The 24,962-nt window shown below is 74.7% G+C and carries 29 protein-coding genes; 19 read left to right on the top strand and 10 right to left on the bottom strand.

Features of this window, described 5'->3' with window-relative positions:
• The first annotated feature begins 15 nt into the window (after positions 1-15).
• The 4 genes from ACI6QG_RS09325 (at position 16) to ACI6QG_RS09310 (ending at position 3,573) form a co-directional block, all read left to right on the top strand.
• Positions 16-696, top strand: coding sequence for a winged helix-turn-helix domain-containing protein (locus ACI6QG_RS09325; RefSeq protein ID WP_407024371.1), 681 nt, complete (start codon positions 16-18; stop codon positions 694-696).
• 69 nt (positions 697-765) lie between these two features.
• Positions 766-2,088 carry a sensor histidine kinase gene (locus tag ACI6QG_RS09320; RefSeq protein ID WP_407024323.1) on the top strand — a complete coding sequence of 441 codons (1,323 nt, stop codon included), beginning with the start codon at positions 766-768 and terminating at the stop codon, positions 2,086-2,088.
• Between the two features lie 62 nt (positions 2,089-2,150).
• The gene (locus ACI6QG_RS09315; protein ID WP_407024322.1) at positions 2,151-2,429 is read left to right on the top strand and encodes a hypothetical protein; all 279 of its coding nucleotides are present in this window, start codon (positions 2,151-2,153) and stop codon (positions 2,427-2,429) included.
• Positions 2,430-2,463: 34 nt separating this feature from the next.
• Positions 2,464-3,573 (top strand): YbfB/YjiJ family MFS transporter, encoded by a 1,110-nt coding sequence (locus tag ACI6QG_RS09310; RefSeq protein ID WP_407024321.1) that lies wholly within the window; start codon positions 2,464-2,466, stop codon positions 3,571-3,573.
• Here ACI6QG_RS09310 and ACI6QG_RS09305 read toward each other — a convergent pair.
• The 3 genes from ACI6QG_RS09305 to ACI6QG_RS09295 form a co-directional block, all read right to left on the bottom strand.
• A complete protein-coding gene (locus ACI6QG_RS09305; RefSeq protein ID WP_407024320.1) occupies positions 3,545-4,810 on the bottom strand; it encodes a bifunctional folylpolyglutamate synthase/dihydrofolate synthase in 1,266 nt (421 codons plus the stop codon). The two genes, ACI6QG_RS09310 and ACI6QG_RS09305, sit on opposite strands and share 29 nt — an antisense overlap.
• Positions 4,810-5,670 (bottom strand): acetyl-CoA carboxylase, carboxyltransferase subunit beta, encoded by an 861-nt coding sequence (gene accD / locus ACI6QG_RS09300; RefSeq protein ID WP_407024319.1) that lies wholly within the window; start codon positions 5,668-5,670, stop codon positions 4,810-4,812. The genes ACI6QG_RS09305 and accD overlap by 1 nt, the downstream gene beginning before the upstream one ends.
• A gap of 141 nt (positions 5,671-5,811) precedes the next feature.
• Complete coding sequence (locus ACI6QG_RS09295) at positions 5,812-6,447, bottom strand: class I SAM-dependent methyltransferase (protein WP_407024318.1); 636 nt, start codon at positions 6,445-6,447, stop codon at positions 5,812-5,814.
• Positions 6,448-6,709: 262 nt separating this feature from the next.
• Here ACI6QG_RS09295 and ACI6QG_RS09290 point away from each other — a divergent pair, with 262 nt between their 5' ends.
• The 7 genes from ACI6QG_RS09290 (at position 6,710) to ACI6QG_RS09260 (ending at position 11,329) form a co-directional block, all read left to right on the top strand.
• Complete coding sequence (locus tag ACI6QG_RS09290; protein WP_407024317.1) at positions 6,710-8,437, top strand: transglycosylase domain-containing protein; 1,728 nt, start codon at positions 6,710-6,712, stop codon at positions 8,435-8,437.
• 109 nt (positions 8,438-8,546) lie between these two features.
• Positions 8,547-9,464, top strand: coding sequence for a tetratricopeptide repeat protein (locus tag ACI6QG_RS09285; RefSeq protein WP_407024316.1), 918 nt, complete (start codon positions 8,547-8,549; stop codon positions 9,462-9,464).
• 79 nt (positions 9,465-9,543) lie between these two features.
• Positions 9,544-10,206: an LON peptidase substrate-binding domain-containing protein gene (locus ACI6QG_RS09280; RefSeq protein ID WP_407024315.1), complete on the top strand. Its 663-nt coding sequence runs from the start codon at positions 9,544-9,546 to the stop codon at positions 10,204-10,206.
• 67 nt (positions 10,207-10,273) lie between these two features.
• A complete protein-coding gene (locus ACI6QG_RS09275) occupies positions 10,274-10,459 on the top strand; it encodes a Trm112 family protein (protein ID WP_407024314.1) in 186 nt (61 codons plus the stop codon).
• A 1-nt stretch (position 10,460) separates the two neighbouring features.
• Positions 10,461-10,829, top strand: coding sequence for a gamma-butyrobetaine hydroxylase family protein (locus ACI6QG_RS09270; RefSeq protein WP_407024313.1), 369 nt, complete (start codon positions 10,461-10,463; stop codon positions 10,827-10,829).
• A gap of 33 nt (positions 10,830-10,862) precedes the next feature.
• Complete coding sequence (locus ACI6QG_RS09265; protein WP_407024312.1) at positions 10,863-11,066, top strand: hypothetical protein; 204 nt, start codon at positions 10,863-10,865, stop codon at positions 11,064-11,066.
• Between the two features lie 2 nt (positions 11,067-11,068).
• On the top strand, positions 11,069-11,329 hold the full coding sequence (locus tag ACI6QG_RS09260; protein WP_407024311.1) for a hypothetical protein: 261 nt from the start codon (positions 11,069-11,071) through the stop codon (positions 11,327-11,329).
• A gap of 71 nt (positions 11,330-11,400) precedes the next feature.
• Here ACI6QG_RS09260 and ACI6QG_RS09255 read toward each other — a convergent pair whose 3' ends face one another.
• A complete protein-coding gene (locus ACI6QG_RS09255; RefSeq protein WP_407024310.1) occupies positions 11,401-12,633 on the bottom strand; it encodes a UbiH/UbiF/VisC/COQ6 family ubiquinone biosynthesis hydroxylase in 1,233 nt (410 codons plus the stop codon).
• 202 nt (positions 12,634-12,835) lie between these two features.
• On the opposite strand from ACI6QG_RS09255, the gene ACI6QG_RS09250 reads away from it, so the two are divergent.
• From ACI6QG_RS09250 to ACI6QG_RS09240, 3 genes are all read left to right on the top strand, one after another.
• A complete protein-coding gene (locus ACI6QG_RS09250) occupies positions 12,836-13,174 on the top strand; it encodes a P-II family nitrogen regulator (RefSeq protein WP_407024309.1) in 339 nt (112 codons plus the stop codon).
• A gap of 28 nt (positions 13,175-13,202) precedes the next feature.
• Positions 13,203-14,531 carry an ammonium transporter gene (locus ACI6QG_RS09245; RefSeq protein ID WP_407024308.1) on the top strand — a complete coding sequence of 443 codons (1,329 nt, stop codon included), beginning with the start codon at positions 13,203-13,205 and terminating at the stop codon, positions 14,529-14,531.
• 65 nt (positions 14,532-14,596) lie between these two features.
• Entirely contained in the window at positions 14,597-14,917 is a 321-nt protein-coding gene (locus ACI6QG_RS09240; protein WP_407024307.1) for a hypothetical protein, read from the top strand.
• Between the two features lie 16 nt (positions 14,918-14,933).
• On the opposite strand, the gene ACI6QG_RS09235 is transcribed toward ACI6QG_RS09240, so the two are convergent.
• Positions 14,934-16,277, bottom strand: coding sequence for an amidase (locus tag ACI6QG_RS09235; protein WP_407024306.1), 1,344 nt, complete (start codon positions 16,275-16,277; stop codon positions 14,934-14,936).
• Between the two features lie 87 nt (positions 16,278-16,364).
• Between ACI6QG_RS09235 and ACI6QG_RS09230 the strand changes: the two genes are divergently transcribed.
• Entirely contained in the window at positions 16,365-17,165 is an 801-nt protein-coding gene (locus ACI6QG_RS09230; protein ID WP_407024305.1) for an NAD-dependent epimerase/dehydratase family protein, read from the top strand.
• Positions 17,166-17,173: 8 nt separating this feature from the next.
• On the opposite strand, the gene ACI6QG_RS09225 is transcribed toward ACI6QG_RS09230, so the two are convergent.
• Both ACI6QG_RS09225 and uraH read right to left on the bottom strand, forming a co-directional pair.
• Positions 17,174-18,358, bottom strand: coding sequence for a urate hydroxylase PuuD (locus ACI6QG_RS09225; RefSeq protein WP_407024304.1), 1,185 nt, complete (start codon positions 18,356-18,358; stop codon positions 17,174-17,176).
• A 7-nt stretch (positions 18,359-18,365) separates the two neighbouring features.
• Positions 18,366-18,716, bottom strand: a complete 351-nt coding sequence (gene uraH / locus ACI6QG_RS09220) for a hydroxyisourate hydrolase (protein WP_407024303.1) — start codon at positions 18,714-18,716, stop codon at positions 18,366-18,368.
• Positions 18,717-18,898: 182 nt separating this feature from the next.
• Between uraH and ACI6QG_RS09215 the strand changes: the two genes are divergently transcribed.
• On the top strand, positions 18,899-20,179 hold the full coding sequence (locus ACI6QG_RS09215; protein ID WP_407024302.1) for a M20 family metallo-hydrolase: 1,281 nt from the start codon (positions 18,899-18,901) through the stop codon (positions 20,177-20,179).
• Positions 20,180-21,424 carry a phosphoglycerate dehydrogenase gene (serA, locus tag ACI6QG_RS09210; protein ID WP_407024301.1) on the top strand — a complete coding sequence of 415 codons (1,245 nt, stop codon included), beginning with the start codon at positions 20,180-20,182 and terminating at the stop codon, positions 21,422-21,424.
• Here the strand turns inward: serA and ACI6QG_RS09205 are convergent.
• A complete protein-coding gene (locus ACI6QG_RS09205) occupies positions 21,409-21,606 on the bottom strand; it encodes a hypothetical protein (RefSeq protein WP_407024300.1) in 198 nt (65 codons plus the stop codon). The two genes, serA and ACI6QG_RS09205, sit on opposite strands and share 16 nt — an antisense overlap.
• A 116-nt stretch (positions 21,607-21,722) precedes the next feature.
• Positions 21,723-22,022, bottom strand: coding sequence for a hypothetical protein (locus ACI6QG_RS09200; RefSeq protein ID WP_407024299.1), 300 nt, complete (start codon positions 22,020-22,022; stop codon positions 21,723-21,725).
• Positions 22,023-22,072: 50 nt separating this feature from the next.
• Here ACI6QG_RS09200 and otnK point away from each other — a divergent pair, with 50 nt between their 5' ends.
• Entirely contained in the window at positions 22,073-23,332 is a 1,260-nt protein-coding gene (otnK, locus tag ACI6QG_RS09195) for a 3-oxo-tetronate kinase (protein ID WP_407024298.1), read from the top strand.
• The gene (gene otnC, locus ACI6QG_RS09190; RefSeq protein ID WP_407024297.1) at positions 23,325-23,957 is read left to right on the top strand and encodes a 3-oxo-tetronate 4-phosphate decarboxylase; all 633 of its coding nucleotides are present in this window, start codon (positions 23,325-23,327) and stop codon (positions 23,955-23,957) included. Before otnK ends, otnC begins: the two co-directional genes overlap by 8 nt.
• Before the next feature lie 62 nt (positions 23,958-24,019).
• Here the strand turns inward: otnC and ACI6QG_RS09185 are convergent, their stop codons facing one another.
• Positions 24,020-24,928, bottom strand: a complete 909-nt coding sequence (locus ACI6QG_RS09185; protein ID WP_407024296.1) for a hypothetical protein — start codon at positions 24,926-24,928, stop codon at positions 24,020-24,022.
• Positions 24,929-24,962 lie beyond the last annotated feature (34 nt).

Here is a 24,962-nt window from a genome sequence, read left to right as displayed (position 1 = left end):
GAAGAACACCCAATGATGCGCATCCTGCTCGTCGAGGACGACGTGGAGGTGGCCCGCTTCGTGAAGAAGGGCCTCCAGGAGGCCGGGCACACGGTCGAGCACGCCGCCAACGGCCGCGACGGCCTGTTCCTGGCCGCGAGCGAGTCCTTCGACATGCTGGTGCTGGACCGCATGCTGCCCGGCGGCGTGGACGGCGTGCGGCTGGTCGAGACGCTGCGCGGCCAGGGCAACCGCACGCCGGTGCTGTTCCTTTCCGCGCTTTCCGCCGTGGACGAGCGCGTGAAGGGGCTGAAGGCCGGCGGCGACGACTACCTGTCCAAGCCCTTCGCCTTCGCCGAGCTGCTGGCGCGCGTCGAGGCGCTGGGCCGCCGCCCCTCCTCCGAGGCGCCGGTCACCAAGCTCAAGGTCGCCGACCTGGAGCTGGACCTCTTGAGCCGCACCGTCACGCGCTCGGGCAAGAAGATCGACGTGCAGCCGCGCGAGTTCCGCCTGCTGGAGCACCTGATGCGCCACGCCGGCCAGGTGGTGACGCGCACCATGCTGCTGGAGAAGGTGTGGGACTACCACTTCGACCCGCAGACCAACGTCATCGACGTGCATGTGAGCCGGCTGCGGCAGAAGCTGGACAAGGGCTTCGACAAGCCGCTGATCCACACCGTGCGCAACGCCGGCTACATGATCCGGGCGGAGGGCTGAATCCAGCCCCCCCGCCCCGCCCCGCCGCGGCTGCTGCAATCGGCGGGCTTCCGCTTCGCCCTGCTGTTCATGGGCATCTTCTCCATCGCCGCCGCCTTCCTGGTGGCGGTGCTGTGGTGGGCCACGGCCGGCGCGCTGGACCGGCAGACCGTGGCCGCCATCCGCGCCGACGCCACCGCCCTGTCCGACCGCCACCGCGACGCCGGGGTGGCCGGGCTGATCGAATCCATCGAGGACCGGCTGGCGCAGGACGTGGAGGCGGAGACCATCTACCTGCTGCTGGCCCCCGACGGCGCCAAGCTGGCCGGCAACCTGGACCGCTTCCCGCCCTCGCTGGGCGGCGACGGCGCGTGGTTCCGCACCCGCATCGCCCATGACGGCGCCACGGCGGAAGCCCGGGTGCACCGCCGCGACCTGCCCGGCGGCCTGCGCCTGCTGGTGGGCCGCGACGAGAGCGAGCGCGTGCAGCTTCGCCTGCTGCTGACGGAAGGCGTGGTGTGGTCGCTGGGCGCCATCATCGTGTTCGGGGTGCTGGGGGCGGCGCTGATCCGCAAGGCGCTGCGCGCGCGCATGGGCCCGGCGATGCGCACCGCGCAGGACATCGCCGGCGGCGACCTGTCGCGCCGCGTGCCCCTCTCGCCCCGCGACGACGAGTTCGACCGGCTGGGCGCCAGCATGAACGAGATGCTGGAGCGCATCTCGGCCCTGATGGCCGGCGTGCGCTCGGCCGGGGACGCCATCGCGCATGACCTGCGCACGCCCATCGCGCGCGCCCGCGGCAAGCTGGAGGAATCCCTGGCCACCGCCCGCACGGAGGAAGGGCTGCGCGCCGCCATCGAGGGCGGCATCGCCGACCTCGACAACATCTCGCGCATCTTCCAGGCCCTGCTGCGCATCGCCGAGGCCGAGGCCGGGGCGCGGCGCGCCGCCTTCGCCCCCTTCGACCTGCCCGAGGTGCTGCGCGACGCCGCCGAGTTCTACGAGGCGATGGCCGAGGACGCCGGCCAGACCCTGGTGACCGACCTGCCGGAGCGGCTGACCCTGGTGGGCGACCGCGACCTGCTGCTGCAGGCGGTGGCCAACCTGCTGGACAACGCCATGAAGTTCACCCCCGCGGGCGGCGCCATCACCCTGTCCGCCCGCGCCGGCCCGGCCTGGGCCGAGGTGGCGGTGGCCGACAGCGGGCCGGGCATGGCCGCCGCCGACCGCGACAAGGCGATGGAGCGCTTCTTCCGCGCCGATTCCTCGCGCAACACCCCCGGCTCGGGGCTGGGGCTGTCCCTGGTGCGGGCGGTGGCGCAGCTGCACCGGGGCGAGGTGGCGCTGGAGGACGCGATGCCCGGGGCCGACCCGCCGGGGCTGAAGGTGGCGCTTCGCATCCCCTTGTCCTGACTGAAAAATCCTTCACGCCCGGCCCACCGGAACACAGCCCCCCGCCTGCCATGCTGCGCCGCATGAGGCTCCTGCATGCCCTGCCGGTGGCGGCCCTGCTGACCATCCATGCCGGCCACGCCGAGCCGGCGGAAGCCAGCCTGCGCGTCACCACCGACAGCGCCGAATACTGCGAGACGCTGGCAACGCGGCTGGCCGGCATGCCCACCGCCGCCGCCCCGCTGCCGCAGGCCCTGGGCCAGGAAGGCCGGCGCCTGTGCGCCACCGGGCACCTGCGCACCGGCATCGCCAAGCTGCGCCGCGCCATCCGCCTGGCCAACGAGGCGCGGGCGGGCGCCTGACGGGCGGCGGCCGCCCGCCCTATCCTTCCGCGTGATGCCGCCCTTCCTGTCCCTCGCGCTGTCCGGCACCGCGGCCACCGCCGCGGGCGTCGGGCTGGCGCGCTTCGCCTTCGTGCCGCTGTTCCCCGCCCTGGTGAAGGAGGGCTGGGTGTCGGGCGGCGAGGCGGGGCTGCTGGGGGCGGCGGCGCTGGCGGGCTACCTGCTGGGCGTGGCGGCGGCGCCGCGCCTGGCGGGGGCGCTGGGCACGCGCGCGGCGCTGCGGCTGGGCATGGCGCTGGTCGCGCTGTCCCTGGCGCTGTGCGCCTGGCGCGGCGGGGTGGGGTGGCTGCTGCCCTGGCGGCTGCTGGCGGGGCTGGCCGGCGGGGTGCTGATGTCGCTGGCCGGGCCGGCGGTGCAGCGGGCGGTGCCGGCCGGGCGCTCCGGTGCCGCCTCGGGGCTGGTGATCGCCGGGGTGGGCGGCGGCATCGCCCTGGGGGCGCTCGCGCTGCCGCCGCTGCTGGCCGGCGGGGCGGCGCTGGGCTGGGCCGGGCTGGCCGCCCTGGCCGCCGCCCTGGCCGCCTTCGCCTGGGGGCGCTTCCCGGCCGAGGCGGTGGCCCCGCCGCGCGGCGGGGCGCCGCCCGCGCCGCGGCTGCTGCTGGCCTACGCGCTGTCGGGTGCGGGGATGGTGGCGCCGATGGTCTACCTGAGCGACCTGGCGGCGCGCGGCGCCGGGGGCGGGGTGGGCTGGGGCGCGCTGGTCTGGGCGCTGTTCGGCCTGGGAGCGCTGGCCGGCACCGTGCTGGGCGGCCGCGCCACCGACCGATGGGGCGGGCGACGCTGCGTGCTGCTGTGGCTGGGCGTGCAGGGGCTGGCGCTGGGCGCGGCGCTGCTGCCGGGCGCGGCGCCGCTGGCGGCGCTGCTGGGCGGCTTCGCCGGGGTGGGGATTTCCGCCGTCACCCTGGCCTGGGCGCGGGAGGCGGCGGGGCCGGCGGCCGGCGCGCTGTGGGTGCGCGCCACCCTGGCCTACGCCGCGGCGCAGGCCGCCACCGGCTTCGCCCTGGCTTGGCTGTTCGAGGCGGCGGGCGAGCGCCACGCGCCGGTGTTCCTGGCCGGGCTGGCGCTGTCCCTGCTGGCGCTCATTCCGGCCATGTCCCGTCGGCCTTGAGCACCTCGCCCGCCAGGTAGAGGCTGCCGCAGACCAGGATGCGCCCCGGCGCTTCCTCCTGGCGCAGCCGCGCCAGGGCGGAGGCGACGTCCGGCCCCGGCCGCGCCCGGCCACCGGAGGCGGCGACGATGTCCTCCACCTCCATCGCCAGGTGCTGGCCGGGCTCGCGCACCGCGGTCACGCTGGCGGCCAGGGGCAGCAGCGGGCGCAGGAAGCCGGCGGCGGTCTTGCCCTTCTTCATGCCGACCACGAGGTGGAGGGGCGCGTCGCGCCAGCCGGCCAGCGCCTCGGCCAGGGCCAGGCCGGCGCCCTCGTTGTGGCCGCCATCCAGCCACAGCTCCCACGGGGCGGGCGGGGCCAGATGGCCACGGAGGCGTTGCAGGCGCGCCGGCCAGCGGGCGGCGGCCACGCCGGCGGCGATGGCGGCGTCGGTCAGCCAGGGGGGGTTCCAGGCGCGCAGGGCGGCGATGGCGATGCCGGCATTGTCGCGCTGGTGCGGCCCCGGCAGGCCGTAGGCGGGCAGCGCCACCGCGCCGCGGGCGTCGCGGAAGCCGGCCCCGTCCACCTGCCACGCCTCGCCGCGCGCCAGCAGCGGCGCGCCCTGCGCGGCGGCGACCTCGCGCAGCACCGCCAGCGCCTGCGGGTGCTGCGCCCCGGTGGCGCAGGGCACGCCGGGCTTGATGATGCCCGCTTTCTCGAAGGCGATCTTCGCCAGCGTGTCGCCCAGGAACTCCATGTGGTCCATGGAGATGGAGGTGATGGCGGTCGCCGCCGGCCGCGCCACCACGTTGGTGGCGTCGAAGCGGCCGCCCAGCCCGACCTCCAGCACCAGCAGGTCGGCCGGGGTGCGGGCGAACAGCAGCAGCGCGACGGCGGTGGTGACCTCGAACACGGTGATGGCGGCGCCGGCGTTCACCGCCTCCACCTCCTCCAGCGCCGCGGCCAGCGCGTCCTCGGGCACCAGCGTGCCGGCGAGGCGGATGCGCTCGTGGAAGCGCACCAGGTGGGGCGAGGAATAGACGTGGACGCGCCGCCCCGCGGCCTCGGCGATGGCGCGGAGCGTGGCGCAGGTGGAGCCCTTGCCGTTGGTGCCGGCCACGTGGACCACCGGCGGCAAGGCGCGCTCCGGGTGGCCCAGCCTGGCCAGCAGCGCCTCCAGCCGGCCCAGCGAGAGGTCGATCAGCACCGGGTGCAGCGCGTGCAGCCGCGCGATGATGGCCTCCGACCGACCGGACATCAGGCGGCGGCCGGCTCCTGCCGCAGCAGGCGGATCAGGCGGGCCAGCGTCGCCTTCATCTCGCCGCGCGGCACCACCATGTCGAGGATGCCGTGCTCCAGCAGGTATTCGGCGCGCTGGAAGCCCTCGGGCAGCTTCTCGCGCACCGTCTGCTCGATGACGCGCGCCCCGGCGAAGCCGATCAGCGCGCCGGGCTCGGCCACCTGCACGTCGCCCAGCATGGCGAAGGAGGCGGTGACGCCGCCGGTGGTGGGGTCGGTCAGCACCACGATGAAGGGCAGTCCGGCATCCTTCACCATCTGCGTGGCGATCACGGTGCGCGGCATCTGCATCAGGCTCAGCGCGCCTTCCTGCATGCGCGCGCCGCCGCTGCTGGCGAAGACCACCAGCGGCGCGTCCTGCAGCACGGCCAGGCGCGCGGCGGCCACCAGCGCCTCGCCCACGCCCACGCCCATGGAGCCGCCCATGAAGGCGAACTCGAAGGCCGCGGCGACGGCGCGCTGGCCGCCGACGGCGCCGTGGCCGACCAGCACCGCATCGTCCATGCCGGACTTGGCCTGGGCATCCTTCAGGCGCTCGCTGTAGCGGCGCTGGTCGCGGAATTTCAGCGGGTCCGCGGGTGCCTTGGGCAGCTCGATGCGCTGCCAGCCCTCATCCAGCGTGGCGTCCAGCCGCGCCTTGGCGCCGATGCGCATGTGGTGGCCGCAATGGGTGCACACGCGCAGGTTCCGCTCCAGGTCGGTGTGGAAGATCATCTGCTCGCAGGCGGGGCACTTGTGCCACAGGTTCTCCGGCACCTCGCGCGTGCCGCCGAACAGCGTCTTGATCTTGGGCAGCGCCCACTCGGAAATCCAATTCATCGTGGCCTCAGGCGCCGGGCGCCGCCGCCGCCGGCCTGGCTCGCGCGGGGCCGGCGGGGTGCTGGTGAACGAGCTGCCCCGGGGAGCCGGGGCCAGGGGGCGGAATGGCGCGGCGGGTCGCCAGGGTCAAGCCGGGCCGGGTCAGCCGCGCTCGATCAGCAGCAGGCCATCCAGCGCGGGCGAGGCGCCCCAGTCCACCGTCTGGCTGGCGAGGATGGTGAAGTTCAGCCGGTGCGCGAAGTGCCGGAACACGTCGAGGTCGCCGAAGTTCCGCCAGTGCTCGTTGTCCTGGCAGGCGCCCAGCGGGTTGGCGCGGTTGTTGGACAGGTGCAGCAGCGCCCGCCCGCCCGGCCGCAGCACCCGCCGGAACTCCCGCAGGTAGTCCAGCACGTCCAGCATCTCGAAATGGACCATGGCGTCGTAGCAGAAGATGGCGGAATAGGCGCCATCCGGGCATTCCGGCAGCGCGTTGCCGGGGGTCAGCACGAAGCGCACCTTGTCCTGCCCGGCGAAGCGCGCCCGGCAGGCGGCGATGTTGGTGGCGTTGACGTCCACCAGGGTCAGCGTGCCGCAGGCCTCCAGGCATTGCGCGGCGTGGCGGCCGCGCCCGCAGGCCAGCTCGATGGTGTCGGACAGGTCGAGCTGGTCGAACAGCGGGCGGAAGGGCCAGTCGGGCCGCCAGAACCAGTCGGTGATGCTCTCGACGTCGTCGTAGTAGGCGCTTTCGGTCCAGTTGCCCGCGATCGCGTCCCGGAACTCCACGCGGCGTTCGCTCATGTGCTGATGCCTCCGGCGCGGGCGGAGCCCCCGTGCCGCGCAGGGCGGCACGCTAGCGCCGGGCGCACCCCCTGTCATCCGGGCGCCTCCGCGCTTCGCCCGGCCCGCCATCCCGTGTTAGGCTGGGCGCACGATGCCACGCGCCGCGCTCGCCGAGCGTCCCCGCGCGGCCGCTGCGCGGCGGGTGCCCCCCACCCCGCCGCCCCCCCCGAGCGGGCCTGCGCCCCGCCCCGCCCGCCGCACGCCCGGCCGGCGGCTCGCGGTGCTGGCCGTGCTGCTGGCCATCTGGGGCGCGCTGGGGCTGGGCGCCCTGCTGCTGTTCCTCACCTGGGACCTGCCGCGGGCCGACGCCGCGCTGGCCGCCCAGCGCCGCCCCTCGGTGACGCTGCAGATGGCCGATGGCGGGCTGCTGGCCACCCAGGGCGACCTGTATGGCGAGACGCTGCGCCTGCGCGACCTGCCCGCCCACCTGCCCGCCGCCCTGCTGGCCATCGAGGACCGCCGCTTCCGCGAGCACCGGGGCGTGGACCCGCTGGGCATCGCCCGCGCCCTGTGGCGCAACCTCAGCGAGGGCGAGGTGGTGCAGGGCGGCTCCACCCTGACGCAGCAGCTGGCGAAGAACCTGTTCCTGTCCCGCGAGCGCTCGTTCCGCCGCAAGGTGCAGGAGGCCATCCTGGCGCTGTGGCTGGAAGGGCGCTTCACCAAGGACCAGCTGCTGGAGATCTACCTCAACCGCGCCTACCTGGGCGCCGGCGCCTGGGGGGTGGACGCGGCGGCGCGGGTGTATTTCGGCACCTCCGCCCGACGGCTGAACCTGTGGCAGAGCGCGGTGATCGCCGGGCTGCCGCAGGCGCCGTCCCGCCACAACCCGCGCTCCAACCCCGAGGGCGCGATGGCGCGCGCCCGCGACGTGCTGCGCGCCATGGCCGAGACCGGCGCCATCACCCCCGCCCAGCGCGACGCCGCCATCGCCGAGATGGCCATCCCGCCGCGCCCCTCCCGCCAGGGCGGCTGGTTCGCCGACTGGATCTTCGAGGACGTGCCGACCAAGTTCCCCGACTCGCGCGACCTGGTCATCCGCACCACGCTGGACCGCCGCTGGCAGGAGGCGGTGGAATCCCGCCTCGCCGCGCTGCTGGACCGCGAGGGGGCGGGGGCGCGCGTCGGCCAGGGCGCGGTGCTGGTGCTGGACGCCCAGACCGGGGCGGTGCGCGCCATGGCCGGCGGGCGGGACTTCCGGCGCTCGCCCTTCAACCGCGCCACCGACGCGCGGCGCCAGCCGGGCTCCACCTTCAAGGCCTTCGCCTACCTGGCGGCGCTGGAGCACGGGCTGGGGCCGGGCGACGCGGTGGCGGACACGCCGGTCACGCTGGGGCGGTGGTCGCCCTCCAACGGGGGCTGGCGGGCGCGCGGCTCCATCACGCTGGAGGACGCCTTCGCCCATTCGGTGAACACTGCGGCGGTGCGGGTGATGCAGGCCGGCGGCGGGCCGCGCGCGGTGGCCGAGGCCGCCGGGCGGCTGGGGGTGGAGGGGCGCTTCGGCCGCGACGCCTCCGTGGTGCTGGGCACCGGCGAGGCGACGCTGCTGGACATGACGGCCGCCTACGCCGCCCTGGCCAATGGCGGCCGGCGGGTGACGCCCTTCGGCATGGCGCGCATCGAGGGGGTGAACCTGGCGATGCCCGACATGCCCCAGGTGGTGCAGCCCGCCCACGCGGCGGCGATGCGCCAGATGATGCTGGCCGCGGTGCAGCGCGGCTCCGGCCGGGCCGCCGCGGTGCCGGGGCTGGTGGTGGGCGGCAAGACCGGCACCACGCAGGACTACCGCGACGCGTGGTTCCTGGGCTTCGTGCAGACCGGCGGGCAGACCCTGGCCATCGGCGTCTGGCTGGGCAACGACGACAACGCCGGCATGGAGGAGGTGAAGGGCGGCACCCTGCCCGCCCGGCTGTTCCGCGAGGTGGTCGAAGCGGCGCGAGCGGGGGGATGATGGCGGCGCGGGCGGGGGGATGAGAGCGGCGCGGGCGGGGGGGTAACTTCCGGGCGGCCCTTGTCCTATCTCTGGGCGACAACATCTCCGTTGCGCCAGGGACATGAACATGGACACGATCATCGGCGACGCCGGCCAGGACCCCATCAAGGACGGCGACCAGCGCTCCTTCATGAAGGACGTGGTGGAGGCCTCGCGCGAGGTCCCGGTCCTGGTGGATTTCTGGGCCACCTGGTGCGGGCCCTGCAAGACGCTGACGCCGACGCTGGAGAAGGTGGTGCGCGCCGCCCAGGGCCGCGTGCGCCTGGTCAAGATCGACATCGACAAGAACCAGCAGCTGGTGGCGCAGCTCTCGCAGATGGGGCTGCCGCTGCAGTCTGTGCCCACCGTGGTGGCCTTCGTGAAGGGCCAGATCGCCGACCTGTTCCAGGGCGCCCTGCCCGAGGGCGAGGTGCGCAAGTTCATCGAGGCGGTGCTGAAGATGGATGGCGGCCAGCTGCCCGGCGCCGACCTGCTGGCCGAGGGCAAGGCCCTGCTGGAAGGCGGCGACGCCCAGGGTGCCCTGGAGATCTTCGCCGCCCTGGCCCAGCAGGAGCCGGAGAACGCCGAGGCCCTGGCCAGGCTGGCCCGCTGCCTGATGCTGCTGGAGGAGGAGGAGCAGGCGGCGCAGATGCTCGACAGCCTTTCCGACAAGCTGAAGGCCCACCCCGAGGTGGCCGCCGTGCGCGCGGCGCTGGAGCTGGCCAAGGCCGGGCGCGAGGCCCAGGGCAAGCTGGGCGAGATGAAGGCGCGCATCGCCGCCGACCCGGACGACCACGCGGCGCGCATCGAGCTGGCGGTGGCGCTGAACGCCGCCGGGGAGCGGCAGGCGGCGGCGGACGAGCTGCTGGCCTCCATCCGCCGCGACGATTCCTGGAACGAGGGCGCGGCGCGCCGGCAGCTGCTGCAGCTGTTCGAGGCCTGGGGCATCATGGACGCCGACACGGTGAAGGCGCGGCGCAAGCTCTCGGCCGTCATCAACCGGTGAGGCGCGCGGCGCCAGGATCCGGCGGCGGCCGGCGCCCGCGCGGGCCGGCGCCCGCGGCCGGGCGGCGGGGGCCGGGCGCGTGAAGCCCTGGCACCCCCTGCCCGACCAGCTGCCGGCGGAGATCGCGGTGTTCCCGCTTTCCGGCGCGCTGCTGCTGCCCGGTGGGCGGCTGCCGCTCAACATCTTCGAGCCGCGCTACCTGGCGATGGTGCTGGACAGCCTGGCCGAAGGGCGCATGTTCGGCATGATCCAGGGCGACCCGTCCCGCCCGCGCCGCGCCGATGGCGGCAGCGCCATCTTCGGCGTCGGCTGCCTCGGCCGGCTGTCCTCCTTCGCCGAGATGGAGGACGGGCGGCTGCTCATCACCCTGACCGGCGTGGCGCGCTTCCAGGTGATGGAGGAGCTGCCGATGCGCCGGGGCTACCGCCGCGTGCGCGCCGACTACGGCCCCTTCCTGGCGGACCTGGAGCCGGAGACGCTGCCGGTGCCGCGCGCCGACATCCTGCAGGCGGTGCGCCCCTTCTTCGCCGCCAAGGGGCTGGAGGTGAACCACGAGGCCATCGAGGCGCTGTCCGGCCACGCGCTGGTGACGACGCTGGCGATGGTCTGCCCCTTCACCGTGGCCGAGAAGCAGGCGCTGCTGGAGGCCAACACCCTGCCCGAGCGCGCCTCCGCCCTGCTGGCGCTGCTGCGCATGGGCGCGCTGGGCGGCGAGCTGCCGCCCGACGCGCGGCCGAGCTAGCGCGGCGGCGCAGATTCACGCCGCGGGCCGTTTCCGCCGCGCGGCAATCTGCTCTAGAACCATGCCCATGGCCGACACCCCCGCCCCCGTGGACCCGAAGCTGCTGGAAATCCTGGTCTGCCCGGTCACCAAGGGCCCGCTGCGCTACGACCGCGAGCGCGGCGAGCTGGTGAGCGACGGCGCCGGCCTGGCCTATCCGGTGCGCGATGGCATCCCCATCATGCTGCCCGACCAGGCGCGCAAGCTGGACTGAGATGGCCCCCGCCGTCACCGCGCTGCGCTATCGCCGCGAGGCGCGCGTGCTGGAGGTGGAGTTCGCCGACGGCGCGCGCTTCGACCTGCCCGCGGAGCTGCTGCGCGTCGAATCGCCCTCCGCCGAGGTGCAGGGCCACGGGCCGGGGCAGAAGGTGATCGTCGCCGGGCGGCGGGAAGTGGGCATCCTGCGCATCGAGCCGGTGGGCCACTACGCGGTGCGCATCGCCTTCGACGACCTGCACGACAGCGGCATCTACACCTGGGCGTGGCTGCGCCGGCTGGGCGAGGAGCAGGCCCAGGCATGGGCTGACTACGAAGCGGCCCTGGCTTTGAAGGGCCTGTCAAGGGATCCGCGCAAGTCCCGCTGAAACCACGATTCGCGGCGCGGCGTTGAAGGGGGCATGACGCGCTTCCTCCCTGCCCTCGGACTGCTGCTGCTGCCCGGCCTGGCCCTGGCGGCGCGCGGCGACGTGCGAAGCTTCACCTCCACCCCCGACTGGACGGCCGAGGTGCAGGTGATCGCCGCCCCGCCCGCACCCTGGCGGGTGCGCCCGGCCGAGGCGGCGCGCGCCGCGCCGGCGCGCAGCCAGGTTTCGGCGCGCTGAGGATGCGGCGCCGCGGCTTCCTGCTGGGCCTGCTGCTGGCGCCGGTGGGCGCGGCGCAGGCGGCGATGGGCGATGCCTCCGGGCTTTCCGCGGGCGCGGAGAGCGCGGCGGAACCGGTGCAGTACGGCTACGGCCCGCCGCCCCGGCGCGGCCGCCGCCGCGGCCCGCGCTGCCGGCTGGTGCGCCAGCCGGTGCCGGTGCGCGACCGCTGGGGCCGCGTGGTGGGCGAGCGCTGGGTGACGCGCGAGGTCTGCCGCTGGTAGCCCGGGCGTGACCCCGCGGCACCAGGTCGGCAGCTTGCCGCCACGGCGTTCCCCGCGCCTCAGGTCCTGCCCTATCCCCGCAACGCCAGCCCCATGGCCTGCCGCGCGAACAGCCGCTTGAGCGGGCCGATGCGGTCCACCGCGGCGATGCCCAGGCGGCGCGCCAGCCGCACCGGGCCGACATCGTTGCCGAACAGCTTCTCCAGCAGGTGGGTGGCGCCGATCATCAGCATGGCATCGGGCCGCCGCTCGGCCTGGTAGCGGCGCAGCACCTCGGGGTGGCCGGGGTCGGCGCCGCGGCGGATGGCCTCGCCCAGCAGGCGGGACAGCGCGGCGGCGTCGCGGAAGCCGATGTTCAGCCCCTGCCCGGCGATGGGGTGCATGCCGTGCGCCGCGTCCCCCACCAGCGCCAGCCGCGTGGCGACGTAGCGCTGGGCGTGCAGCGCGGTCAGCGGGTAGTGCCAGCGGCGGCCGATGGGCTCGATGGCGCCCAGCCGGTCGCCCAGGCGGCGGCGCAGCTCGCGCGCGAAGGCCGCGTCGTCCAGCGCCAGCAGGCGGCGGGCGGCGGCGCGCCCTTCCGTCCAGACGAAGGCGGAGGCGTGCGGCAGGGCGGAGGCGCCGAACGCGCCGGCCTCGGCCAGGGGAAGCTGGGCGAAGGGGCCGGCGGGCAGGAACAGCTCCAGCGCCTGCTGGTGGTGCGGGCGCTCATGCGCGAAGGCGCCCACCAGCCCGTCCTGGCCGTAGTCGTGGCGCAGCACGCGGATGCCGGCCTGCTCGCGCAGGGGGGATTGGCGGCCCTCGGCGCCGACCACCAGCTTGGCCAGCAGGGTGCGGCCATCGGCCAGCCGCAGGGTGACGCCGGTGTCCGCGCGCTCCACCTCCGCCGTCATCGGCGCCAGCAGCGTCACGGAGGGCAGCTCGGGCAGGCGGCGGTTCAGCGCCACGCGCAGGGCGCGCGCCTCCACCATCCAGCCGAAGGGTTCCTCGCCCACCTCCTCCGCGCGGAAGTCGAGGTCGAGGGCGGAGGGGCGCTCGCCCACGCGGCCGTCCGCCACCTTGATGGCGCGGATGGGGCCGGGGGTGATGGGCAGGTGCTCCCACAGCCCCGCCGCCTCCAGCACGCGGCGCGAGGCCAGCGCGATGGCGTAGGCGCGGCCATCGAAGGCCGGCAGCTCCATCGGCGGCAGGGCGGCGTGGTCCAGCACGGTGACGGCGATGCCTTGCGCGCCCAGGGCGCAGGCCAGGGTGGCGCCCACCGGCCCGGCGCCGATGATCGCGATGTCGGTGTGCAGCGGGGCAGTCATGGAGAGGGGTTTAGCGCGGATGCGGGGCCGCGTTCAGGGGGCGGGCGGAAAACGCCGTCGCTGCCCAGGAAACGTGCAATCACCGGATGCCGGCGTGATTTCACGCTTTTCCCCGGCTGGCGGCTGGCCATCGCCGCATGCCACCCCTGGATGCGGCGCCGGGGCTCACCCGGTCGCGCAGCGACGGGAGAGGTCAAGGCTGATGAAGCTCGTGATGGCGGTCATCAAGCCCTTCAAGCTGGACGAGGTGCGCGACGCGCTCACCCCGCTCGGCGTGCAGGGGCTGACGGTGACGGAGGTGAAGGGGTTCGGCCGGCAGAAGGGCCAGACGGAGATCTACCGCGGCGCGGAGTACCAGGTGAGCTTCCTGCCGAAGCTCAAGATCGAGGTCGTGGTGGCGGACGAGCTGGCCGACGCCGTGGTCGAGGCGATCGGCGCGGCGGCGCGCACCGGCAAGATCGGCGACGGCAAGGTCTTCGTGCTGGACGTGGAGCGCGCCATGCGCATCCGCACCGGCGAGGCCGATGGCGCGGCGCTTTGACAAACATCCACACGGGAAAGACGAACGCATGAAGACGACGATGCGCGCGGCCCTCGCGGCCGCGCCGCTGGCCGCGCTGGCCCTGCCGGCGGCGGCCCAGGAGGCCACGGTGAACTCGGGCGACACCGCCTGGATGCTCACCTCCACCGCGCTGGTGCTGCTGATGACGGTGCCGGGGCTGGCGCTGTTCTACGCCGGCATGGTGCGCAAGAAGAACGTGCTGGCCACGCTGGCGCAGTCCTTCACCATCTGCGCCCTGTCCTCCGTGATCTGGGTGGTGGCCGGCTACTCGCTGGCCTTCGGCGAGGGCAACGCCTGGATCGGCGACCTGTCGAAGTTCCTGCTTGCCGGCGTGGCCGAGCGCTGGGACCAGCCCTTCACCCTGGGCACGGGCGACGCGGCGGTGGCCTTCACCATCCCCGAGACGGTCTTCCTGATGTTCCAGATGACCTTCGCCATCATCACCCCCGCGCTGATCACCGGCGCCTTCGCCGACCGCATGAAGTTCTCCGCCATGCTGGCCTTCACGCTGCTGTGGTCGCTGCTGGTCTACGCCCCGGTGGCCCATTGGGTGTGGCACCCGAATGGCTGGATCTTCGCGCTCGGCGCGCTGGACTTCGCCGGCGGCACGGTGGTGCACATCAATGCCGGCGTGGCCGGCCTGGTCGCCGCCCTCGTGCTGGGCAAGCGCCTGGGCTACGGGCATGACAACATGGCGCCCTACAACCTGACCTACGCCGTGATCGGCGCCGGGCTGCTGTGGGTGGGCTGGTTCGGCTTCAACGCCGGTTCCGCCGGCGCCGCCGGCGGCCGCGCCGGCATGGCGATGCTGGTGACGCAGGTCGCCGCCGCCGCCGCCGTGCTGGCCTGGCTGGCCGCCGAGTGGATGACCAAGGGCAAGCCCTCCGTGCTGGGCGCCATCTCCGGCGCGGTGGCCGGGCTGGTCGCCATCACCCCGGCGGCGGGCTTCGTGCTGCCCGGCCCGGCGCTGATCATCGGCGTGGCCGCCGGCCTGTCCGGCTTCTGGGGCGCCACGGCGCTGAAGCACTGGCTGGGCTACGACGACAGCCTGGACGCCTTCGGCGTGCACGGCGTCTGCGGCATCCTGGGCGCGCTGCTGACCGGCGTGTTCGCCTACGGCCCGCTTTCGGCCACCACCGCCTCGCCGGACGGCTACGCGGGCTCGCTGGACCAGCTGCTGATCCAGGTCTACGCGGTCGTCGCGGTGTTCGCCTTCACCGCCATCGCCACCTTCATCATCCTCAAGGTGGTGGACGCCATCATCGGCCTGCGGGTGAGCGAGGAGGAGGAGCGCGAGGGGCTGGACGTGACCCAGCACGGCGAGCGCATCGCCTGACGCCGCGCGCCCCGGCGCACGCGGGAGGGCCGGGGGGCGACCCCCGGCCCTTCTTCATTCCGGGCTTGACCCGCCGCCGCCGCGTCACCTTCTCTTTCCCCATGGCCGAGCTGACGCTGGTGAAGCAGGGCAACGAGGACCGGCTGTGGGCCGTGCTCGCCCACCTGGGCAAGCAGACCCGCGTGGCGGAAGTCTACCGCTCCCACGCCCAGGCGCTGGAGGACCGGGACTGGCGGGCGCGCGAGGTCCGCGCCTACGAGGACTTCCTGCGCCGCACCCGGCAGGAGGTGCCGCGCTACTCGGTGGCGCCCATCCGCCGCTCCGACCTGCCGCGCCGCTGGACGCCGCTGCCGGCGCTGGGCTTCCTGCGCGGCCAGTGGGCCTGAGGCCGCGGCGCGCGCGTCAGCCCAGCGCCGCCTCCGCCCCGGCGGCGATGGCCAGCAGCCGGGCATCCGCCATCGCCGGGGCCATCAGCATCAGCCCCGCCGGCGCCTCGCCCGGCGCATGGACGGGCAGCGAGATGGCGCAGATGTCCAGGAAGTTGGCGATGGCGGTGTTGCGCAGCAGCAGCAGGTTCAGGCGGCCATACTCGCCCTCCTCCTCCACCTCGGCCAGGGCGGGGGGCGGGATGGGCACGGTGGGGCAGATGACGGCGTCGAAAGGCGCCATGCGGGCGGCGCAGTCGGCCTGCACCTCGCGCCGGGCGCGCTGGACCTCCAGGTACTCCACGGCGGTGATGGCGGCGCCGCGGCGGATCCGGCCCAGGATGCGCGGGTCGTACTCGGCTTCCGCCGCCTCGATGGTGGCGGCGTGCAGCGCCATGGCCTCGGCGGCGGTCAGGCCGCCCTTGGCGTTGATGCCGGGCAGGCGCTCCAGCGCCGGCAGCGTCAGGTCGAACAGCCGGGCGCCGGCCGCCTCCAGCCGGGCCAGGGCGCGGGCGTAGGGGCGCGCCACCTCGCCCACCAGCCCGTCCTCCACCACCGTGTGCAGCACGCCCAGCCGCAGCCCGGCGAGTTCCGCCGGGACGAGGGGCGGCGCTTCCTCCAGCCCGGAGGCGAAGGCGTCCAGCACCTGGCAATCGCGCACGGAGCGCGCCAGCGGCCCGACCGAATCGAGCGAGGCGGCGAGCGGATAGGCCCCCTCCAGCGGCACCCGCGCGGCGGTGGGCTTGAAGCCCACGATGCCGCACAGCGCGGCGGGGATGCGGCAGGAGCCGCCGGTGTCGGTGCCCAGCCCGCCGAAGCCCATGCCATCCGCCGCCGCCACCGCCGCGCCGGAGGAGGAGCCGCCGGGCAGGCGGCCGGTCGCGCGGTCCCACGGGCTCAGCGGCGTGCCGAAATGCGGGTTCACGCCCAGGCCGCTGAAGGCGAACTCGCTCATGTTGGTGCGGCCCAGCACCACGAAGCCCTGGCGCAGCAGGCGTTGCACGGCCGGCGCGGTGCGGCGCGCCGGATCGCCGCGCAGCGCCTTGGAGCCGGCGCGGGTGACCTGCCCGGCCTCGTCGAACAGGTCCTTCACCGTGACGGGGATGCCGGCGAAGCGCGAGGGGGCGCGGCCGGCCTTTCGCAGCGCGTCCATCGCCAGGGCGCAATCCCGCGCCGACTTGGCGTGCAGGGTGGTGAAGGCGCGCGGCCCCTCGCCCTCGGCGGCGCGGGCCAGCGCCTCCTCCACCAGGGCGGCGGCGGTGGCCTCGCCGCGCTCCAGCAGCAGGGCGGCGTCGTTCAGCGTGGGGAAGGCGTGGCGCATCGGGGGCAGACTCCGGGCTCGGTCGGGCGGATGATGGGCGCTGGCGGCCCGCGGCGGAACCCGGGCGGCGGTGAGGAGGATGGGAGGATGGCGATGGACGCGGCGCGGCCGGTGCTGCTGACCGGGGCGGCAGGGGCGCTGGGGCGCGGCCTGGCGCGGGGACTGGCGGAGGCCGGGGTGCCGCTGGTGCTGACGGACATCGCCCCCTTCCCCGGCCCCCTGCCGCCGGGCGCCCGCTTCGAAGCGGCGGATCTGGCGGATGGCGCGGCGGTGGCGCGGCTGGCGGCCGGCTGCCGGGCCATCCTGCACTTCGGCGGCGTCAGCGTGGAGCGCCCGTTCGAGGAAGTGCTGGGGCCCAACATCGCCGGCCTGTTCCACGTCTACGAGGCGGCGCGGCGCGCGGGCGCGCGGGTGCTGTTCGCCTCCAGCAACCACGCCATCGGTTTCCACGAGCGCAGCGCGCGCCTGGACGCCGCCTGCGAGCTGCGCCCGGACGGCTTCTACGGGCTCAGCAAGGCCTATGGCGAGCTGATGGGCCGCCTCTACTGGGACAAGCACGGGGTGGAGAGCCTGGTGGTGCGCATCGGCTCCTGCTTCCCGCGGCCGGTGGACGCGCGGATGCTGTCCACCTGGCTCTCGGCGGCGGACCTGCTGCGGCTGTGCCAGGCGATGCTGGCCGCGCCGGAGCTGGGCTATGCGCGGGTCTGGGGCGCCTCGGACAACCCGGCGAGCTTCTGGGGCGCCGATGATCGCCAGCGCCTGGGCTGGGCGCCGCGGGACACGGCGGAGGCGTTCCGCGCCGAAGTCGGCCACCTGCGCAGCGACGACCCGGTGGCGGAGCGCTTCCAGGGCGGCGCCTTCTGCGCCCAGGGCTGGAGCCGGGGCTGAGCGGGCGCTCAGTCCAGCCGGGCGCCTCCGGCCACCCAGGCGAGGATCTTGCCGCGCTCCTCGTCGGTGATGTCGGTCAGGTTGCCGGGCGGCATCGCCTCGCTGGCCACCTGCTGGCGCATCGGCTGGGCCCAGCGGCGGATCTGCTGCGCCGTCTCCATCACCACGCCCTTGGGCGGGGCGCCGATTCCGTCGAAGGAAGGGTTGGCGGCGTGGCAGGTGGCGCAGCGGGCGGCGACGATGGCCTGCACCTCCGCGAAGGGCGGCGCCTCCACCCCGGCGAAGCGCGGGTCGGGCCGCGGGGCCACCAGCCAGGCCAGCGCGCCCAGCGCCACCGCGCCGCCCACCGGCAGCGCCCAGTTCGAGCGCCCCGAATGGCGCAGCACGAAGAACTGCCGGATCAGCGCGCCCGCGACGACGAGCAGGATCAGCGACACCCAGTTCCACCGCCCCTGCGTCAGCATCGGGTAGTGCGGCGAGAGCATCATCAGCAGCACCGGCAGGGTGACGTAGGTGTTGTGGACGGAGCGCTGCTTGCCGGCCAGCCCGTCCTTCGGGTCGGGCTCCTGCCCGGCCTCGATGGCCTTCACCATGCGGCGCTGGCCGGGGATGATGACGTGCGCGACGTTGGCGGCCATGGCGGTGCCCATGGTGACGCCGATCACCAGGAAGGCGCCGCGCCCGCTGAACAGTTGCGTCGCCACCACGCCCAGCACCGAGACCCAGAGGAAGGCGAGCGCGGTGATGAGACCTTCGCGTCCCCACAGCCGCTTGCAGAGCTGGTCATAGACCACCCAGCCGGCGACGATGATGGCGATGGAGGCCGCCACGGCGGTCCAGACGCTGATGTCGGCGACCTCGGGGTCGATCAGGTAGGTCTCGGCCCTTCCCCAGTAGAGCAGGGCGAACAGGGCAAAGCCGCTGATCCAGGTCCAGTAGGCCTCCCACTTGAACCAGTGCAGCGTGGCGGGCATCGCCGGCGGCGCGCCCTTGAACTTCTTCTTGTAGTAGAAGCCGCCGCCATGCAGCGACCATTGCTCGCCGCGCACCAGCGGGTCTCCGTCCTTCGGCGCCTCCAGGCTGTTGTCCAGCGCGATGAAGTAGAAGGACGCGCCGATCCAGGCGATGGCGGTGATGACGTGCAGCCAGCGCAGCAGCAGGCTGGCCCATTCCCACAAGTAGGCGGCGTCCATGGGCGCGTCAGCTCCCGCGGTAGGTGGTGAAGGAGAAGGGGGAGACCAGCAGCGGCACGTGGTAGTGCCCCTCCTCGGCCATGCCGAAGGCCAGGGTCACGGCGTCCAGGAAGGGCGGCTCGGCCAGCGGGACGCCGCGCGCGCGGAAGTAGGCCGCGGCCTGGAAGACCAGTTCGTAGCGGCCGCCGCGGAAGGCGTCGCCGGCCAGCAGCGGGGCGTCGGTGCGGCCATCGGCGTTGGTGCGGCCCTGCGTGACGAGCACCCGCGCCGCGCCGTCCAGCCGGAACAGGGCGTATTCCATGCCGGCGCCGGGCGTGCCGGCGGCGGTGTCGAGGACGTGGGTGGACAGGCGGCCCATGCGTGGTTCCCGGTGTGCTGGGGCGCAAACTGCCGCCGCGCCGCCCCGCCCGCAAGCTTCGCAACGCCCCCGATCTGCCTGCGCAACGGCCCGCCTGCCCGGCCGATGGGCAGCATGCGCGCGGCGCGGATTGATTTCGGGCGGGCCGCGCCGCACAACCGCCCCATCGCAGGAGGCCCCCCATGCCCGACACCGTCGCCCCCAACCTCGTCGCCGCCGTCAGCGAGGCGCGCCACTGGGACCGCATGATGGCGATGGCGGCGATCGGCGCCTTCACCGACCCCGACGGCCACACCGGCGTGAACCGCCCCTGCCTGAGCGCGCTGGACCGCGAGGCGCGGCGCCTGCTCATCTCCTACGCCGCCGAGGCCGGGCTGGCGGTGAGCGTGGACGCGCTGGGCAACCTGTTCCTGCGCCACGAGGGCACGGACGCCACGCTGCCCCCCGTGCTGACCGGCAGCCACATGGACAGCCAGCCCAATGGCGGCCGCTTCGACGGCATCTGGGGCGTGATGGCGGGGCTGGAGGCCGTGCAGGCCATCCGCGAGTCCGGCGCCCGCACCAAGCGCGCCATCGAGGTGGTGGCCTGGACCAACGAGGAAGGCGGCCGCTTCGCGCCCGGCTGCATGGGCTCCATGGCCTATGCCGGCTTCGCCAGGCCCGACACCTGGGATGCGGTGACCGACCTGCAGGGCATCACCGTCGCGGATGCGCTGCGCGAGCAGCACGCCGCCGAGGCCGACCTGCCCCGCCGCCCGCTGGGCGTGGTGGAGGGCGCGGCCCCGCACGCCTACCTGGAAGCCCATATCGAGCAGGGCCCCATCCTGGAGATGGAGGGCGACGAGATCGGCATCGTCACCGGCATCCAGGGCTCGCGCTGGTTCCTGGTGGAGATCCAGGGCCGCACCGACCATGCCGGCACCTCGCCGCTGCGCATCCGCAAGGACGCGATGCAGGACGCCGTGCGCGCCATCACCGCCCTGAACACCCTGATGCACGACCCCGAGGACGTGCTGCGCTTCACCGTGGCCTCCATGGAGGTGTTTCCCAACACCTCCAACACCGTGGCCGACCGGGTGCGCTTCACCATTGATTTCCGCCACCCGGACAATGAGGTGCTCCAGGCGCGCGGCAACGCCATCGCCGGCGTCATCCAGGCGGCGCTGAAGACCTGCCGCTTCACCCTGACCGAGCGCTTCCACGCCGTGCCGGTGGAGTTCCAGCCCGAGGTGCCGGCCGCCGTCGAGCGCGCGGCCAAGGCCCAGGGGCTGCGCGCGCGCCGCATGCCGTCGGGCGCCTTCCACGACGCGCAGTTCATGGTGCCGCTCTGCCCCACCGGGATGCTGTTCGTGCCCTGCCGCAACGGCGTCTCCCACCACCCGGCGGAGCATTCCACCTCCGCGCAGCTCGCCGCCGGCACCCGGGTGCTGGCGCAGGCCCTCCTCGAACTGGCGAATTCCTGAATGTCCGACCAGCTCTCCCTGCCCAAGAACCGCATCCGCACCCTGCTGCTGGAGAATGTGAGCGAGACCGCCACCGCCCTGCTGGCGGAGGACGGCTACACCAACGTCAGCCGCGAGAAGAAGGCGCTGGAAGGCCCGGCCCTGCACGAGGCGCTGAAGGGCGTGCACATGCTGGGCATCCGCTCCCGCACCGAGGTGACGGCGGAGGCGCTGGAGCACGCCGACCGGCTGATGAGCATCGGCTGCTTCTGCATCGGCACCAACCAGGTGGACCTCGCCGCGGCGCGCGACCGCGGCATCCCGGTGTTCAACGCCCCCTTCTCCAACACGCGCTCCGTGGCCGAGCTGACGCTGGGCGAGATCGTGATGCTGCTGCGCGGCATCTTCCCCAAGTCGGTCGCCGCCCATGCCGGCGGCTGGGACAAGAGCGCCGACGGCTACCGCGAGGTGCGCGGGCGCACGCTGGGCATCGTCGGCTACGGCAACATCGGCTCCCAGCTTTCGGTGCTGGCGGAATCCTTCGGGATGCGGGTGCTCTACTACGACCACTCGGCCAAGCTGCCGCTGGGCAACGCCTCGCGCTGCGCCACCCTGAACGAGCTGCTGACCTGGTCCGACATCGTGACGCTCCACGTGCCCGAGACGCCCGAGACCCAGGGCATGATCGGCGCCGCGCAGGTCGCCGCCATGAAGCCCGGCGCCTTCCTGGTGAACAACGCCCGCGGCACCCTGGTGGACATGGAGGCGCTGGCCGCCGCCCTGCGCTCCGGCCACCTGGCCGGCGCCGCGCTGGACGTCTTCCCCGAGGAGCCCAAGCGCAACGGCGACCCCTTCGTCACCCCCGTGCAGGGCATCCCCAACGTCATCCTGACGCCCCACATCGGCGGCAGCACGGAGGAGGCGCAGTCGCGCATCGGCGAGGAGGTGGCGCGCAAGCTGGCCGACTACAGCGACACCGGCTCCACCGTGGGCGCGGTGAACTTCCCGCAGGTGGCGCTGCCGGCGCGCCCCACCGGCACGCGCTTCATGCACGTGCACCGCAACGCGCCCGGCGTGCTGGGCAACGTGAACCAGGTCTTCGCCAAGCGCGGCGTGAACATCGCCGGCCAGTACCTGCAGACGGATGGCGAGATCGGCTACGTGGTGGTGGATGCCGGCGCGACGCGCGAGGCCGAGGCCATCATCGCCGAGCTGCGCGCCCTGCCCCACACCATCCGCGCCCGCCTGCTCTACGAGCGCGGCTGACCCCGGCCGCGCCGGTGCCGCCAGCGGTCCTGCAAGGGGCCCAGCAGCAGCGTCGGCGCCGCCAGCAGCGTCAGCAGCCCCAGCACCGCCGCCGCCCCGCGCGCCCCGGCGGCGAAGGCGGCCGCCGCCGCCCCGGCCAGGGCGCCGACCAGCAGCAGCGACAGCGCGAACAGCCCCAGCACCAGGCGGTGCCGCGGCGAAAGCCATTCCGGCGGGCCCGGCGGCAGCTCCCGCCGCTCGCCGGTGCGCGTCGCCTCCCAGGTCCGTGAAGGGTCGAGGCCGAAGGGCAGCTGCCCCGTCAGCGGCGCACCACGACGCGGAACACCCGCGGGTCCAGCCCCTGCCGGCGCAGCCGCCGCGCCCGCCACCACAAGGAGACGAAGGCCACCACCCCGGCCGCCACCACCACCGGCAGCAGCAGGGCGGCGAAGAACACCGCCACCGCGGCCAGCACCAGCCCGCCGGTGGCCAGCAGCACCAGCACGGCGATGCCGCCGGTGCGCGCCAGCAGCAGGTCCAGCCGCGACGGGCGCGGCGGGTCGCGGAACTCGCCCTCCGGCGTCATGTCCAGGACGGGCCTCTGGCGGGGGTCGCTCATGCGCGGCATGTTGCCCGTGACCACCGCCGCTTCAAGGGGAAAACCGTCCCATGCCTCTGCTGGGCTGCATCGCCGACGACTTCACCGGCGCGACCGACCTCGCCTCCATGCTGGTCCGCAACGGGATGCGCACCGTGCAGGTCATCGGCGTGCCGGACGGGCCGCTGCCGGAGGCCGACGCGGTGGTGGTGGCGCTGAAGTCGCGCACCATCCCCCCCGCCGAGGCGGTGGCGCAGTCGCTGGCGGCCTGCGAGGCGTTGCTGGCCGCGGGCGCCCGGCAGGTGCTGCACAAGTACTGCTCCACCTTCGACAGCACCGATGCCGGCAACATCGGCCCGGTGGCGGAGGCGCTGCTGGACCGCCTCCAGGGCTCGGTGGCCATCGCCTGCCCGGCCTTCCCCACCAATGGCCGCACGGTGTTCCAGGGCCACCTGTTCGTCGGCCAGGCGCTGCTGAGCGAGAGCGGCATGCAGGACCACCCGCTGACGCCGATGACCGACCCCAACCTGGTGCGCGTGCTGGCGCGGCAGAGCGCCGGCAGCGTCGGCCTGCTGCCCTTCGCGGTGGTGGAGGCGGGCGAGGCCGCCATCCGGCGCGAGCTGGCCAGGCTGAGCGAGTGGGGCAAGCGGCTGGTGGTGGCCGACGCGGTGACCGACGCGCACCTGGTAGCGCTGGGCGCGGCCTGCGCGCAGCACCCGCTCATCACCGGCGGCAGCGGCATCGCCATGGGGCTGCCAGCGAACTTCCGCCGCGCCGGCCTGCTGGAGGAGCGCGCGGACGCCGGTGCGCTGCCCGCCGCGGCCGGCGCCTGCGCGGTGGTGGCGGGCTCGTGCTCGCGCGCCACGCTCGGGCAGCTCGGCTTCGCGCGGGGCGAGGTGCCGACGCTGGAGCTGGACGCGCTGGCCACCCCGGACGCCGCCGCGCTGGTGGCGCAGGCAACGGCCTGGATGGAGGACAAGCTGTCCGACGCGCGGCCCGTCGTCATCGCCGGCTCCGCCGCGCCGGAGCGGGTGCAGGCCTTGCAGGCGCGGCTGGGGCGCGAGGCGGCGGGGGCGCTGGTGGAGGAGGCGATGGCCGGCATCGCCGAGGCACTGGTGGCGCGCGGCGTGCGCCGCCTGCTGGTGGCGGGCGGCGAGACCTCCGGGGCGGTGGTGCAGCGGCTGGGCGTGCGGTCCTTGCGCATCGGCGCGGAGATCGACCCCGGCGTGCCCTGGTGCTGGACCGACGCCCAGGGCGGCATGCGCCTGGCGCTCAAGAGCGGCAATTTCGGCGGCCGCGACATGTTCGTGCGGGCCTTCGAGCATGGATGAGGCGGCGCAGCGCGCGCTGCTGGTGGAGCTCGGCGCCTCGCTGTTCGCGCGCGGCTACAGCGTGGGCAGCGCGGGCAACATCTGCGTGCGCCTGCCCGACGGGTTCCTGATGACGCCCACCAATTCCTCGCTGGGGCGGCTGGAGGCGGCGCGCCTGAGCAAGCTGGACGCGGCGTGGAACCACGTCTCGGGCGACCGGCCGAGCAAGGAGGTGTTCCTGCACCGCGCCGTGCTGGAGGCGCGGCCGGAGGCGGGGGCGGTGGTGCACCTGCACTCCACCTGCGCCACCGCCATCTCCTGCCTCGCCGCGCCGGGCGAGGACGCGCCGATCCCGCCGCTGACGCCCTATTTCGTGATGCGCGTGGGCCGGCGCCTGCCGGTGGTGCCGTATCACCGCCCCGGCGACGCGGCGATGGAGCCCGCGGTGCGCGCGGCGGCGCTGGGCGCCAGGGCGATGCTGCTGGCCAACCACGGCCCGGTGGTGAGCGCGGCGACGCTGGCGGACGCGGTGGCGGCGGCGGAGGAGCTGGAGGAAGCGGCGAAGCTGGCGCTGATGCTGCGCGGCGCCGGGGCGCGGGTGCTGAGCCCGGCGCAGGTGGACGACCTGCTGGCCACCTTCGGATAAGGAAAGGGCGCCGCCCCCTTTGCGGGGGGCGACGCCCGGATGGGCTCACGCCGCGGCGTGGCTCAGGTGGCCGGCGTCTCGCCCGCGGCAGGAGCGGCGGGGGCGGCGGCAGCCTGCGCGGCGGCGGCCTTCTTGGCGGCGCGGGTGGCGGCCGCCTTCTTCGCGCGCTCGACCAGCGCCGGGTCCTTCTTCGGCGCGGCGGCCTTGCGGGCGGGCGCGGCCTTCTTCGCGGGCGCGGCGGCCTTGCGGGCAGTCGGCTTCTTGGCGGCGGCGGCCTTCTTCGGCGCGGCCTTCTTCGCGGGCGCGGCGGCCTTGCGGGCGGCCGGCTTCTTGGCGGCGGCGGCCTTCTTCGGCGCGGCCTTCTTGGCGGGCGCGGCCTTCTTTGCCGGCGCGGCCTTGCGCGCGGTGCTCGCCTTCTTCGCGGGCGCCGCCTTCTTCGCGGGCGCGGCCTTGCGTGCGGTGGTCGCCTTCTTGGCCGGCGCCGCCTTCTTCGCGGGCGCCGCCTTCTTGGCCGGCGCGGCCTTCTTCGCGGGCGCCGCCTTCTTGGCGCCGCCGGCGACGCGGCTGCGCGCGGAGGTGGCGGCGGGCTTCTTCGCCGTGCTGGTGCGGCGCGTGGTGCTCATCGCCATCGCCATGGCGCGCGGCGCGGTCTCGGTGGTGTCGGTCATCACTGGGTCTCCCTGGCGCGCGTCGCGCGCGTGGTGTGCGGCGCGGGGCCGCGTCGGGTGGTGAGGGGATGGGTGGAAGGAGCGCCCGCACGTCGAGCGCGGCGGCGTTCCGCCAGCCGCGTGGTCCGTCGCGATGCGTGATCCGGTCCGAGAGGCAAGGATCGTCCTTCCTGCTGCGCGTTCGCCTCGACGCTTCGTCGTCCACCTTCGCGCTGCCGCGTGTTGCTGGACGAATCGACGTGCGCTGCGCACACGCGGAACGCTATCTGAATCGGCGAGTTGCGTGTCAAACACATTCTGCATCCACGCGCGCATTTTCGTCGCGCGTGAATCAAAA

This window comes from Sabulicella flocculans (assembly GCF_045449635.1).
Taxonomy (GTDB): Bacteria; Pseudomonadota; Alphaproteobacteria; order Acetobacterales; family Acetobacteraceae; genus Roseococcus.
This window is presented reverse-complemented; position numbering and strand designations above follow the sequence as displayed.

Coding starts and splice junctions, on each gene's coding strand:
- ACI6QG_RS09325 (WP_407024371.1), top strand. CDS start 16: ATGCGCATCCTGCTCGTCGAGGACGACGTGGAGGTGGCCCGCTTCGTG.
- ACI6QG_RS09320 (WP_407024323.1), top strand. CDS start 766: ATGGGCATCTTCTCCATCGCCGCCGCCTTCCTGGTGGCGGTGCTGTGG.
- ACI6QG_RS09315 (WP_407024322.1), top strand. CDS start 2,151: ATGAGGCTCCTGCATGCCCTGCCGGTGGCGGCCCTGCTGACCATCCAT.
- ACI6QG_RS09310 (WP_407024321.1), top strand. CDS start 2,464: ATGCCGCCCTTCCTGTCCCTCGCGCTGTCCGGCACCGCGGCCACCGCC.
- ACI6QG_RS09305 (WP_407024320.1), bottom strand. CDS start 4,810: ATGTCCGGTCGGTCGGAGGCCATCATCGCGCGGCTGCACGCGCTGCAC.
- accD (WP_407024319.1), bottom strand. CDS start 5,670: ATGAATTGGATTTCCGAGTGGGCGCTGCCCAAGATCAAGACGCTGTTC.
- ACI6QG_RS09295 (WP_407024318.1), bottom strand. CDS start 6,447: ATGAGCGAACGCCGCGTGGAGTTCCGGGACGCGATCGCGGGCAACTGG.
- ACI6QG_RS09285 (WP_407024316.1), top strand. CDS start 8,547: ATGGACACGATCATCGGCGACGCCGGCCAGGACCCCATCAAGGACGGC.
- ACI6QG_RS09275 (WP_407024314.1), top strand. CDS start 10,274: ATGGCCGACACCCCCGCCCCCGTGGACCCGAAGCTGCTGGAAATCCTG.
- ACI6QG_RS09270 (WP_407024313.1), top strand. CDS start 10,461: ATGGCCCCCGCCGTCACCGCGCTGCGCTATCGCCGCGAGGCGCGCGTG.
- ACI6QG_RS09265 (WP_407024312.1), top strand. CDS start 10,863: ATGACGCGCTTCCTCCCTGCCCTCGGACTGCTGCTGCTGCCCGGCCTG.
- ACI6QG_RS09260 (WP_407024311.1), top strand. CDS start 11,069: ATGCGGCGCCGCGGCTTCCTGCTGGGCCTGCTGCTGGCGCCGGTGGGC.
- ACI6QG_RS09255 (WP_407024310.1), bottom strand. CDS start 12,633: ATGACTGCCCCGCTGCACACCGACATCGCGATCATCGGCGCCGGGCCG.
- ACI6QG_RS09250 (WP_407024309.1), top strand. CDS start 12,836: ATGAAGCTCGTGATGGCGGTCATCAAGCCCTTCAAGCTGGACGAGGTG.
- ACI6QG_RS09245 (WP_407024308.1), top strand. CDS start 13,203: ATGAAGACGACGATGCGCGCGGCCCTCGCGGCCGCGCCGCTGGCCGCG.
- ACI6QG_RS09235 (WP_407024306.1), bottom strand. CDS start 16,277: ATGCGCCACGCCTTCCCCACGCTGAACGACGCCGCCCTGCTGCTGGAG.
- ACI6QG_RS09230 (WP_407024305.1), top strand. CDS start 16,365: ATGGCGATGGACGCGGCGCGGCCGGTGCTGCTGACCGGGGCGGCAGGG.
- ACI6QG_RS09225 (WP_407024304.1), bottom strand. CDS start 18,358: ATGGACGCCGCCTACTTGTGGGAATGGGCCAGCCTGCTGCTGCGCTGG.
- uraH (WP_407024303.1), bottom strand. CDS start 18,716: ATGGGCCGCCTGTCCACCCACGTCCTCGACACCGCCGCCGGCACGCCC.
- ACI6QG_RS09215 (WP_407024302.1), top strand. CDS start 18,899: ATGCCCGACACCGTCGCCCCCAACCTCGTCGCCGCCGTCAGCGAGGCG.
- serA (WP_407024301.1), top strand. CDS start 20,180: ATGTCCGACCAGCTCTCCCTGCCCAAGAACCGCATCCGCACCCTGCTG.
- ACI6QG_RS09200 (WP_407024299.1), bottom strand. CDS start 22,022: ATGAGCGACCCCCGCCAGAGGCCCGTCCTGGACATGACGCCGGAGGGC.
- otnK (WP_407024298.1), top strand. CDS start 22,073: ATGCCTCTGCTGGGCTGCATCGCCGACGACTTCACCGGCGCGACCGAC.
- otnC (WP_407024297.1), top strand. CDS start 23,325: ATGGATGAGGCGGCGCAGCGCGCGCTGCTGGTGGAGCTCGGCGCCTCG.
- ACI6QG_RS09185 (WP_407024296.1), bottom strand. CDS start 24,928: ATGCAGAATGTGTTTGACACGCAACTCGCCGATTCAGATAGCGTTCCG.